The organism is Neisseria sp. HMSC074B07 (genome assembly GCF_001810355.1).
Taxonomy (GTDB): domain Bacteria; phylum Pseudomonadota; class Gammaproteobacteria; order Burkholderiales; family Neisseriaceae; genus Neisseria.
In genome coordinates this window covers 1-11,464 of sequence record NZ_KV800980.1, presented here as the reverse complement: position 1 = coordinate 11,464, position 11,464 = coordinate 1, and the positions used below count along the sequence as shown (strand labels likewise).

General features: G+C 54.3%; 8 protein-coding genes. 2 read left to right on the top strand and 6 right to left on the bottom strand.

The window, feature by feature from the left end:
* The first annotated feature begins 117 nt into the window (after positions 1-117).
* Positions 118-1,512 carry a glutamate--tRNA ligase gene (gltX, locus tag HMPREF2726_RS11135; protein WP_009313092.1) on the top strand — a complete coding sequence of 465 codons (1,395 nt, stop codon included), beginning with the start codon at positions 118-120 and terminating at the stop codon, positions 1,510-1,512.
* Between the two features lie 57 nt (positions 1,513-1,569).
* Here gltX and HMPREF2726_RS11130 read toward each other — a convergent pair whose 3' ends face one another.
* The 3 genes from HMPREF2726_RS11130 to HMPREF2726_RS11120 form a co-directional block, all read right to left on the bottom strand.
* Complete coding sequence (locus HMPREF2726_RS11130) at positions 1,570-2,520, bottom strand: DUF2167 domain-containing protein (protein ID WP_070603391.1); 951 nt, start codon at positions 2,518-2,520, stop codon at positions 1,570-1,572.
* 332 nt (positions 2,521-2,852) lie between these two features.
* The gene (gene gyrB, locus HMPREF2726_RS11125) at positions 2,853-5,243 is read right to left on the bottom strand and encodes a DNA topoisomerase (ATP-hydrolyzing) subunit B (protein ID WP_009313090.1); all 2,391 of its coding nucleotides are present in this window, start codon (positions 5,241-5,243) and stop codon (positions 2,853-2,855) included.
* A gap of 203 nt (positions 5,244-5,446) precedes the next feature.
* Positions 5,447-6,025, bottom strand: a complete 579-nt coding sequence (locus HMPREF2726_RS11120) for a UbiX family flavin prenyltransferase (protein ID WP_003775953.1) — start codon at positions 6,023-6,025, stop codon at positions 5,447-5,449.
* A gap of 159 nt (positions 6,026-6,184) precedes the next feature.
* Between HMPREF2726_RS11120 and HMPREF2726_RS11115 the strand changes: the two genes are divergently transcribed.
* On the top strand, positions 6,185-7,042 hold the full coding sequence (locus HMPREF2726_RS11115) for a ParB/RepB/Spo0J family partition protein (RefSeq protein WP_003761057.1): 858 nt from the start codon (positions 6,185-6,187) through the stop codon (positions 7,040-7,042).
* Positions 7,043-7,376: 334 nt separating this feature from the next.
* On the opposite strand, the gene fabF is transcribed toward HMPREF2726_RS11115, so the two are convergent.
* From fabF to HMPREF2726_RS11100, 3 genes are all read right to left on the bottom strand, one after another.
* Positions 7,377-8,624 carry a beta-ketoacyl-ACP synthase II gene (gene fabF / locus HMPREF2726_RS11110; RefSeq protein WP_003768942.1) on the bottom strand — a complete coding sequence of 416 codons (1,248 nt, stop codon included), beginning with the start codon at positions 8,622-8,624 and terminating at the stop codon, positions 7,377-7,379.
* A 174-nt stretch (positions 8,625-8,798) separates the two neighbouring features.
* Positions 8,799-9,035: an acyl carrier protein gene (gene acpP / locus HMPREF2726_RS11105; RefSeq protein WP_003742600.1), complete on the bottom strand. Its 237-nt coding sequence runs from the start codon at positions 9,033-9,035 to the stop codon at positions 8,799-8,801.
* A gap of 285 nt (positions 9,036-9,320) precedes the next feature.
* Positions 9,321-11,336, bottom strand: coding sequence for a prolyl oligopeptidase family serine peptidase (locus HMPREF2726_RS11100; RefSeq protein ID WP_070603389.1), 2,016 nt, complete (start codon positions 11,334-11,336; stop codon positions 9,321-9,323).
* Between the last annotated feature and the right edge of the window lie 128 nt (positions 11,337-11,464).

Sequence of the window (11,464 nt, the reverse complement as noted above, 5' to 3'; positions counted from 1 at the left end):
GATGTCCAACTTTTGGGGTGCAGTTCAAACCGAATTTTCAGGTTTCAGACGACCTTTCATTGTCCGATTCCGTCTAAAAACAGTAAAATACCCGTTTTAAAAGATTCTGGAGCCATCATGACCGTCAAAACCCGTTTCGCCCCCAGCCCCACCGGCTACCTGCACATCGGCGGCGTGCGCACTGCCTTGTTTTCATGGGCGTTTGCCCGCCATCACAAAGGCGAGTTCCTATTGCGTATCGAAGACACCGACTTGGCGCGTTCCACCGCCGAATCCGTCAATATCATCCTCGACGGCATGAAATGGGTCGGTCTCGATTACGACAACGCCGACAACGTCGTGTACCAAACCCGCCGCTTCGACCGCTACAAAGAAGTCATCGCCGAACTCTTGGAAAAAGGCGCCGCCTACTACTGCTATTGCAGCAAAGAAGAGCTGGAAGCCATGCGTGAGAAAGCCGAAAAAGAAGGCACGGCGACTTACGACCGCCGCTGGCGTCCCGAAGCAGGCAAAACCCTGCCCGAAATCCCTGCCGACGTGCAACCCGTCGTCCGCTTCAAAACGCCTTTGGACGGCGTTACCAAGTGGACGGACTTGGTCAAAGGCGAAATCTCCATTCCCAACGAAGCACTCGACGACCTGATTATCGCCCGCGCCGACGGTACGCCGACCTACAACTTCTGCGTCGTCGTGGACGACTACGACATGGGCGTTACCCACGTTATCCGTGGCGACGACCATGTGAACAACACCCCAAAACAAATCAACATCTTAAAAGCCATCGGCGCGAACCTGCCCGAATACGGCCACCTGCCCATGATTCTCAACGAACAAGGCAAAAAAATCTCCAAACGCAGCGGCGATACCGTTGCCATCACCGATTTCGGCGCGATGGGTATCCTGCCCGAAGCCATGCTCAACTATCTGGCTCGTTTGGGTTGGGCGCACGGCGACGACGAGTTCTTCACGATGGAACAATTCATCGAATGGTTTGATTTGAAAGACGTTTCCCCGTCGCCCAGCCGCATGGACTTGAAGAAACTCTACTGGATCAACGGCGAACACATCAAAATCACGCCCAACGAAAAACTCGCCGAACTCGTCAAACCCCGCCTTGCCCTGCGCGACATTTACGACACGGCAAAACCCGCGTTGGAAGACGTGTTGGCACTGGTCAAAGACCGCGCCCAAGACCTGAACACGCTCGCCGACGAGTGCCTCTACTTCTACGTCAAACAAACGCCTGCCGAAGCGGACGTGCAGAAACATTGGGACAACGAAGCTGCCGCCCGTATGCTGCGCTTCGCCGAACGCCTCGAAGGGCTGGAAGACTGGAACGCCGAAGCCATCCACGACCTGTTCAAACCCTTCTGCGACGAAGAAGGCATCAAAATGGGCAAACTCGGCATGCCCCTGCGCCTCGCCGTCTGTGGCACGGCGAAAACACCCAGCGTCGATGCCGTGTTGGCATTAATCGGCAAGGAAGAAGTGTTGAAACGGATACGTTCTTAAAACGTTGAAAAGGTCGTCTGAAAATTTTCAGACGACCTTTTTTAGTTTCGCAGAAACTTATTCTTCGCTTTGATTTTTATCTTTTTTGCGCCATAAGCCTTTAAACAGCGCGCCAGCCCCAATCACGCCGACAGCAATCAATTTGCCGAATTTGGCGAGCAATGCGCCTGCAAGGGCCAGCAAGCCCAGTTTTTTCGCAGCCAATCCGCCGACTAAGGCAGCCAATCCGTATTCCGCCACTTTGTCGGTCGCGGCATTGAAATCGCTGTAACGCTTGCCTTCGTTGAATTCGATATTGCCCAATAATTCCCGTGCGATAGGTTTGTATTGGTCTACGCTGTTCAAATCGGTGACCATGGTCAGTTCGATAAAACCTTCGCGGCCGAGCTGGTAAGTGTTGTAGTTGATGGCAGGATTTTGGTCGGGTTTGTTTTTCTCCAAAACGTCAATCGACCAAATCAGGCGGTGGGTAGCCGCATCATATTGCGGTTTTTCCACCCAGCCGCGCGTTTCCAATTCAGGCAGGTTGCGGGCGGCACGTTCTTTGTTTTGCTCCTCAGAACCTTCTTTCAGCTGCTTGAGCATGCCTTCGACATCCCATTCTTTGGCATCGTCGTCTTTGATGTAACCGGAATCATTGAAATTCAAATCGACCCACCAAGGGGCTGCGCTGTCTTTATTTTTTTGCTCCGGAATAATCAGCCCGTAGCGGTCGGGATTTGTGCCATTACCCCATTCTTCCATCAAGCTATTGGCGGCATCTTTTTTAATAAAGACCATTTTGGCGGGCAGTTTCAGTTTTGCCTGGTTGCTCAAGTCGATAACTGCCGGGCCGGTGATTGTTTGTTTGGCGATCTCGTCCTCTGAAACAGTTGAAGCATTTTTCGAGTTTGGCGCAGATGCTTCGACGGCTGAAGCAGTATCCGGTTTGGCGGCATACGCAGGCAAGGTTTGGAGGGATAACAAGGCTGCCAAAACAACGCAGGCAAGACGGTTGCTTTTCATCATGGGGTTTCCATAAAAATGAGTTAAAAAATGCGGACAGCCGAAACACCATACGCTCCGGCGTGACCCAAGAAGGAGGTTTGCAATAATCAAACTACGTTTGCATATTAATATGCCTATAATTTGAAAAAAATGCGGATAAAATTTCCGATTGGTCGCAATTTGTTACCCAAAGGTACAGACAGTGGCGTTTTATAGTGGATTATCAGGGCAACAAACCACATGGTTCAAATATTTCATGCAGCATGACGCCGCAACGTTCCCATCAAGCAAAAAGGTCGTCTGAAAACCGGAAATCCCCATTTTCAGACGACCTTTTCATGCTTCACCCCCTATCAAGCGTCAATATTTTGCGCAATCAGGGCGTTGTTTTCGATGAAGGCGCGGCGCGGTTCGACTTCGTCGCCCATCAGGGTAACGAACACTTCGTCGGCGGCGATGGCGTCTTCGATGCGCACTTTCAACAGACGGCGCACGGCGGGATCCATCGTGGTTTCCCAGAGCTGTTCGGGATTCATCTCGCCCAAACCTTTGTATCGCTGGATGGACATGCCTTTTTGGGTGTTTTGGAGCAGGATGTTCAGCGCGGTTTCAAAGCTGTCCACGTCGTACTCGTTCTCGCCTTTATAAAGCTTGGCGCCCTCGCCGACCAAGCCTTTGAGCGCGGCGGCGGTTTGGGTGAGGGTTTGGTAGGCTTTGCTGTTGAGGAACTTGGGTTCGATGTAGCTGACCATGACGTTGCCGTGCAGCTTGCGGGTGATTTTGATGAAGCGGTTGCCTTCGTGTCCTTCGATGCGTTCGAGGGCGACTTCTTTTTCGTCGAGCAAACCGGAAAGTTCGGCAACGGCTTTATCGGCGTTTTCAGACGACGTCAAATCGATGGGCGACGCGTGCAGCATGGCGCGCAGGACGAGTTCGTCCACGAAGCGGCTTTCCTGTTCGATAACGGTTTTCGCCAACAGGAATTGTTTGGCGGTATCGGCAAGTTCTGCGCCTTCGATGGTGCGGCCGTCTGAAACGATTTTGGCTTTTTCCAAGGCGAGGCCGAGCAGCCATTGGTCTTTTTCCAGTTCGTCTTTGAGGTAACGCTCCTGCTTGCCGTATTTGGCTTTGTAAAGCGGCGGCTGGGCAATGTAGATGTAGCCGCGTTCGACCAGCTCGGGCATTTGGCGGTAGAAGAAGGTCAGGAGCAGGGTGCGGATGTGCGCGCCGTCCACGTCGGCATCGGTCATGATGATGATGCGGTGGTAACGCAGTTTTTCGGGGTTGAACTCTTCTTTGCCGATGCCTGCGCCCAGCGCGGTAATCAGGGTGGCGACCTCTTGGCTGGCGAGCATTTTTTCAAAACGGGCTTTTTCGACGTTCAAAATTTTACCTTTGAGCGGCAAAATGGCTTGGAATTTACGGTCGCGGCCTTGTTTGGCAGAACCGCCGGCGGAATCGCCCTCGACCAGATAAAGCTCTGACAAGGCAGGGTCTTTTTCTTGGCAGTCGGCGAGTTTGCCGGGCAGCCCCAAGCCGTCCATCACGCCTTTGCGGCGGGTGATTTCGCGGGCTTTGCGGGCAGCTTCGCGCGCGCGGGCGGCATCGACGATTTTGCTGGTGATGATTTTGGCTTCGTTCGGATTCTCTTCCAGGAAGTCGGTCAGTGCTTGGTTGATGACTTCGTTGACGACGGGGCCGATTTCGCTGGAAACCAGTTTGTCTTTGGTTTGCGACGAGAATTTGGGGTCGGGCAGTTTGACGGACAACACGCAGGTCAAGCCTTCGCGCATATCGTCGCCGGCGGTTTCAACTTTGGCTTTTTTGGCGACTTCGTTGGCTTCGATGTAGCTGTTGATGGTGCGCGTCATCACTTGGCGCAATGCGGTCAGGTGCGTACCGCCGTCGCGCTGCGGAATGTTGTTGGTGAAGCACTGCACGCTTTCCTGATAGCTGTCGTTCCACTGCATCGCACATTCGACGCTCATACCGTCTTTCTCGCCGAACGCGTAAAAGATTTTTTCGTGCAACGGCGTTTTTTTGCGGTTCATGTATTGCACGAAACCTGCCACGCCGCCGGAAAGGGCGAAACTTTCGTGTTTGCCGTCGCGTTCGTCAATCAATTCGATGTCCACGCCGTTGTTCAGGAAGGAAAGTTCGCGGATGCGTTTGGCGAGGATGTCGAAGCTGTATTCGACGTTGCCGAAGGTTTCTGCGCTGGCGAGGAAGCGCACAGTCGTACCTTTTTTGTCGGAATCGCCGACAACTTTCAACGGCTCTTCGGTTTCGCCGCGCACGAAGCGGACAAAGTGTTCCTTGCCGTCGCGGTAGATGGTCAGCGTTACCCAGTCGGACAGCGCGTTGACGACGGATACGCCCACGCCGTGCAGGCCGCCGGAGATTTTGTAGCTGTTGTTGTCGAACTTGCCGCCCGCGTGCAATACGGTCATGATGACTTCGGCGGCGGAGCGTCCTTCTTTCGGGTGGATGCCGGTGGGCATGCCGCGCCCGTTGTCGGCCACGCTGACGGAATTGTCGGCATGGATGGTTACGGTGATTTTGTCGCAATGTCCCGCCAGTGCTTCGTCGATGGCGTTGTCCAATACTTCGAACACCATGTGGTGCAGGCCGCTGCCGTCCTGCGTGTCACCGATATACATACCGGGGCGTTTGCGTACCGCTTCCAAGCCTTCCAGCACTTGTATGCTGTCGGCGCCGTATTCTTCGTGTTTTTGGTCAGTCATGGTCTTTATCTGTAAGATTTTTTTAAAAGAATTTCTGCTGAGGTCGTCTGAACGACAGTTGGGCGCGCCACCCGGACGGTCAAGCTGTCCGACGGACGGAAATAGACCGCCATTATACCTGATTCTGCTGGAAAATTCAGCAGCTTAGCACGTTTGCGGCGAGCTTCGGGGCGGCAAAGTTCCGTTATCAAACTGCATTGTCTTCAGTCTGCTTCGGTTTGTCCGCCGTTCCATCTGGGTACGCCCTCGGTCTCGATGCCGAACATGTCCAAAGCATGTGCCACGCTGTGGGTAATGATGTCGTCAATGGTTTGCGGCTGCTGATACATGGCAGGAATGGGCGGGAAAATAATGCCGCCCATTTCGGTCACTCGGCGCATGTTTTCAATATGGGCAAGGTTTAACGGCGCTTCACGCACCATCAACACCAACCGCCGGCGTTCTTTCAAAACCACATCGGCAGCGCGGGTCAAAAGATTGTCGCCGAATCCGTGTGCGACGGATGCCAGCGTCCGCATGGAGCAAGGCGCAATCAACATCCCGTCTGTTTTAAACGAGCCGCTGGCAATGCGTTCGCCGATGTGGTTGACGGAATACACGACATCGGCGAGAGCATAGACTTCTTCTTTTGTGTAGCCCGTTTCCAAAGCGCGTGTCATTTCCGCACCTTTGGAAACCACCAAATGCGTTTCGACGTCATGTGCGCGCAAAAGCTGTAAGGCTTTGACTCCATATTGGAAACCGCTGGCACCGCTGATGCCGATAATCAGGCGTCGGGTCATAAATAATCTTTCTGTGGGTCGTCTGAAAAATAACCGAGGGGGTTCATTATAGTAAAAATCGCCACTTGGAATAACACAGCAATACAAATTGTCGGCGCTTGTGAATATCCGATAGAATACTGTTTTTTCATCCTTAGGGTCGTCTGAAAGGGACACGATATGGCAAAAGCAAAAGGCGGTTTGGGCCGCGGTTTAGATTCCCTGATTTCCAACGGCGTGGACAACAGCAGCAGCGACCGCCTGACTACCGTCGCCATCAACGACATCCAACCCGGCCGCTATCAGGCGCGGGTACAGATGGACGACGAAGCCTTGCAGGAGCTGGCGGATTCGATTAAAGCGCAAGGCGTTATCCAGCCGGTCATCGTGCGCGAACACGGCCTTTCCCAATATGAACTGATCGCCGGCGAACGCCGCTGGCGCGCATCCCAGCTCGCCGGACTGACCGAGATTCCGGTCGTCATCAAAACCATCAGCGACGAGACTGCGCTGGCAATGGGTTTGATTGAAAACCTGCAACGCGAAAACTTAAACCCGATTGAAGAAGCGCAAGGTTTGAAACGCCTCGCCGACGAGTTCGGACTGACTCATGAAACCATCGCCAAGGCGGTCGGCAAAAGCCGCAGCGCCATTTCCAACAGCCTGCGCCTGTTGAGCCTGCCCGAGCCGGTCCAAGAAATGCTCTACCACCGCCATCTTGAGATGGGACACGCCCGCGCCCTGCTGACCCTGCCCGTAGTCGAGCAGCTTGAATTGGCACAAAAAGCGGTAAAAAACGGTTGGTCGGTGCGCGAAGTCGAACGCCGCAGCCAAATCGCCCATCAAACCAAACAGGAAATCAAAAAAACCATCAGTCCCGATATACGTCGTCTGAATGACGTGTTGACCGAAAGGCTGGGCGTTAACGCGGAAGTCAAAACCACCAATCACAAAAAAGGCAAAATCGTCCTCCACTTCGATACGCCGGAAACATTTGAGTATCTGCTGAAACAGTTGGGCATCGATTATCAGGCATAAGACGACAATCAGATACCGACCAAAAGCCTCTTCGACCGCTTTTCAAGCCGGATTTTGCATGATGCGAAACCCGGCTTTTTCACTATATAGTGGATTAACTTTAAACCAGTACAGCGTTACCTCGCCTTAGTTCAAAGAGAACGATTCCTCTAAGGTGCTGAAGCACCAAAGTGAATCGGTTCTGTACTGTCTGTACTGTGCGGCTTCGTCGGCCTTGTCCTGATTTAAATTTAATCCACTATAAGCCCCATGTTTGCCAACATGAAAAAGGTCGTCTGAAAACCCTTGTTTCAGGTTTTCAGACGACCTTTCGTCTTGTTTCAAACTGCTTCAATCAGTCTTTGAAACGTTTGAACACCAGCGTACCGTTGGTGCCGCCGAAGCCGAAGGAATTGGAGATGGCAACGTCGATTTTCGCGTCGCGCGCTTCGTTGGCGCAGTAGTCCAAATCGCAGCCCGCTTCGATGTCTTGTTCGAAGATGTTGATGGTCGGCGGGGATTTTTGCTCGTGTACCGCCAACACGCTGTACAGCGCTTCCACGCCGCCTGCCGCGCCGAGTAAGTGGCCGGTCATGGATTTGGTGGAGTTGACGATGACTTTGCGGGCATGGTCGCCCAGCGCGCGTTTGAGCGCTTTGGTTTCGTTGGCATCACCCAACGGAGTGGACGTACCGTGTGCGTTGACGTAATCGACGTCTTCGGGATTCAGTCCGGCATCTTTCAGCGCGCGGGTAACCGCCAATGCAGGGCCTTCTTCGTTCGGGGCGGTGATATGGTAAGCATCGGAACTCATGCCGAAGCCGACGATTTCGGCGTAGATTTTCGCGCCGCGTTTTTTGGCGTGTTCCAATTCTTCCAACACCAGCACGCCTGCGCCTTCGCCGATAACGAAGCCGTCGCGACCTTTATCCCACGGACGGGAAGCGGTGGCGGGATCGTCGTTGCGGGTGGAAAGGGCTTTCATGGCTGCGAAGCCGCCGACGCCCAAAGTGCTGATCGCGCCTTCGGCACCCCCTGCAATCATCACGTCCGCGTCGCCGTATTTGATCAGTCGGGCGGAGTCGCCGATGGAGTGTGCGCCGGTGGTACAGGCGGAAACCATGCCGTAGCTGGGGCCGCGGTAGCCTTTGAGGATGGTAACGTGGCCCGCAATCAAGTTGATCAGCGAACCGGGGATAAAGAAAGGATTGATTTTACGCGCGCCGCCTTCGATAACGGCTTTACCGGTGGCTTCGATGCTGGGCAGGCCACCGATGCCGGAACCGATGTTCACGCCGACGCGGTCTTTATCGAGGCTTTCCAATTCGTCCAAACCGGCATCGCTGATGGCTTGCAGCGCGGCAGCGATGCCGTAATGGATGAATACGTCCATGCGGCGGGCTTCTTTCGCGCTGATGTATTGGCCGATGTCGAAATCGCGCACTTCGCCGGCGATTTGGCTGTTGATGTCGGATGCGTCAAAGCGGGTAATCCGGCCGATGCCGCTTTTGCCTGCGAGCAGGTTGCTCCATGCGGTGGCGACGTCGTTGCCGACCGGTGATACTTGGCCGAGGCCTGTGATGACTACTCTTCTCTGACTCATGATAATCTCGCTGTTGGTTTTCGGTGGGATGCGGCAAGATGCCGTCTGAAAATGATAATAGCGGTTCGGAATCGGATTCCGGGCGGCTATTATAACGGATTTTGCCCCACATATATAAGGTAACAGCCTCTATTGCGCTAACGCAGCAGAGGCTGGGGTGTTTGGTGCGGCCGATTAGCCGTTGTGGGCGTTGATGTAGTCGATAGCCAGTTGTACGGTAGTGATTTTTTCGGCTTCTTCATCGGGGATTTCGCAACCGAAAGCTTCTTCCAAAGCCATAACCAGTTCTACGGTGTCCAAAGAATCTGCACCCAGGTCGTCTTGGAAGGAAGATTCGTTTTTGACTTCGGCTTCGTTTACGCCCAGTTGTTCAGCAACAATTTTCTTAACTTGTTGTTCAATGTTTGACATATCAGTCGTTCCTTTTGCCTTGCGGCGGGTTGTTTAAGAGAAATAAATTCGTCGGTATTGTACCGAGTTCGGATAGAGTTTTCCATCTAAACCTGCATTCTAACACAGATTATTCTGGAAAAACCTGTTGTTGTGCATATTAGCATAGCCTGATTTTAACCTACAAGCGGGAATTTGTTTTTCTTTAATATCAATAAATTAATAATCAGAAAGGTCGTCTGAAAACTGATTTTCCGGTTTTCAGACGACCTTTTTTCATTCGCGGCAGCAGTGTCGCTCCCGCCCTTACTCCAAAAATTCTTTCAAAAACAGCAATACGCAGGCGAGTTCGTCGGCGGATTCGCGTTGCGTGCCGTTGCCGGTATGACCGCCGCCGTCCGGAGCGTAGAGCCACGATTGCGCGGAGGTTTCGCGCAGTTTGGCGTAGAACTTGAGCGCGTGAGCGGGATGGACGCGGTCGTCGCTGAGGCTGGTGGTGATGAGTGCGGGCGGATAATTGATGCCGTCTGAAAGATTGTGATACGGCGACAATTCGCCCAGCCAGCGTTTGCAGACTTCGTATTTCTGCGGGTTGCCGTATTCGTCCGTCCAGCTTGCGCCGGCGGAGAGCAGCGGATAGCGGATCATATCGGTCAGCGGCACTTCGCACACCAGCGCGCCTATGCTTTGCGGTTCGCGCACGAAGGCGGCGGCGGTAATCAGGCCGCCGTTGCTGCCGCCCTGCAAGCCGATGTGTTTGGGCGAACTCATGCCGCGTTCGGACAAATCGCGCACGACGGCAAGCAAATCATCGACGCTTTTGTGTTTGCTGATTCCCTGCGCCGCCTGATGCCAGCGCGGGCCGAACTCGCCGCCGCCGCGTATGTTCGCCAACACGAAGGCGTTGCCCTCTTCCAGCCAGTATTTGCCGATGCTGCCCAGATAATGCGGCAGCTCGGGCACGCCGAAACCGCCGTAGGCATAGACCAGCGTCGGCGTGTCGGGCGCGGCGTTTTTGCCGACATGGAAATAAGGGATGCTTTCGCCGTCGGACGAAACCGCCCAAAACTGCCGTACTTCGATGCCGTCTGAAACAAACTGCTGCGGCTGGCGGCGCATGACGGTCAGTTCCATCACGTTCAAATCCAGCGCAAACAGCGTCAGCGGCGTGGTGAAATCGCTGGCGGCAAGGTAAACCACATCGCCGCCCCAAGGCTGGTCGGTCATTTCCAGCGCGCCCAAAGGCAGGCGCGGCAACTCAGCTTCCTGCCATTTGCCATCGGCAAACCGCCACGCTTTCAGACGGCCTTGCACGTTTTCCAGCAGGCTCGCCACCACAAAACGCTTGGTCGTTTCCACGCTTTCCAATGCCTGCGTTTCATCGGGCGCAAACAAAAGCTGCGCCGCCCCGAGTTCGCCCCGATTCAGCTTCACCGCCACCAGCGCGCCGCTCGGATAGCTTTGGTTCGCACGGTGCCAGTCCTTGCGCAGCGTCAGCAGAAGATGCCCCGCCAGATAGCCGACCACGTCGCAATCGGCGGGCAGGTTCAAAGGTTTCGCCTCGCCTTCGGACGACACCTGCAAATACGTCTTGGTGTAAAAACCGTCCGACGCTTCAATCAAATCAATCGGCGAACCCTGCGGATCGAGGTAACGCCATGCATTTACCATCATCGCGCCTTTATCAATTTGGTAAACCGGCAGGCTTTCCTCGAAACTCTTGCCGCGCTCCACCAGCCACACCTCACGCGGATAACCCGATTCGGTCAACTGCCGTTCGTCCCAAGCCGGACACACCCACACGCTGTTTTCATCGCGCCACGACACATGGTTTTTCCCCGCCGGAAAATGAAAGCCGCCCTCGACCAACTCGCCCGCCTCCAAATCCACTTCCAACGTATAAGCCGTATCGCCGCCCGATTTGCTCAAAGTCAACAGCGCGCGGTTGGGCTGCTCCACCAAGTGCGACACCCCGCCCAGATACACATCGTCGCCGAGCAGTTCGTCGAAATCCGCCACCGAAAACAGGATTTTCCACTCGGGATAGCCTGAACGGTAGGTCGCCGCCGTACACACGCGGTACACGCCCTTCGGATACTCCGCGTCCTGATGGAAATGGTACATCCGCGCGCGGTGTTCCTGACAAAACGGAATCTGCCGCGTGTCCTGCATCTGCGCCAAAATCCCGTCCGACAGCGCGCGCGCCTTATCGCTTTCCAAAAAACGCGCACGCGTTTCGGCATGCGCTTCAGCGGCAAAGTTTTGCGTTTCGGGGGCGTCGAGGTTTTCGAAATGGAGATAGGAATCGGGGTAGGATTTCATAGAAGAGAGGCCGTCTGAAAATAGCGAAAGCGGGAATTATAGCGGGAAAGGCTTGCAGACAGATGAAAAGGTCGTCTGAAAGCCGACGATATCAGCTTGAACTGCACCCCAAAAGTTGGACATCCCCT

Coding starts and splice junctions, on each gene's coding strand:
- HMPREF2726_RS11100 (WP_070603389.1), bottom strand. CDS start 11,336: ATGAAATCCTACCCCGATTCCTATCTCCATTTCGAAAACCTCGACGCC.
- acpP (WP_003742600.1), bottom strand. CDS start 9,035: ATGTCAAACATTGAACAACAAGTTAAGAAAATTGTTGCTGAACAACTG.
- fabF (WP_003768942.1), bottom strand. CDS start 8,624: ATGAGTCAGAGAAGAGTAGTCATCACAGGCCTCGGCCAAGTATCACCG.
- HMPREF2726_RS11130 (WP_070603391.1), bottom strand. CDS start 2,520: ATGATGAAAAGCAACCGTCTTGCCTGCGTTGTTTTGGCAGCCTTGTTA.
- gyrB (WP_009313090.1), bottom strand. CDS start 5,243: ATGACTGACCAAAAACACGAAGAATACGGCGCCGACAGCATACAAGTG.
- HMPREF2726_RS11115 (WP_003761057.1), top strand. CDS start 6,185: ATGGCAAAAGCAAAAGGCGGTTTGGGCCGCGGTTTAGATTCCCTGATT.
- HMPREF2726_RS11120 (WP_003775953.1), bottom strand. CDS start 6,025: ATGACCCGACGCCTGATTATCGGCATCAGCGGTGCCAGCGGTTTCCAA.
- gltX (WP_009313092.1), top strand. CDS start 118: ATGACCGTCAAAACCCGTTTCGCCCCCAGCCCCACCGGCTACCTGCAC.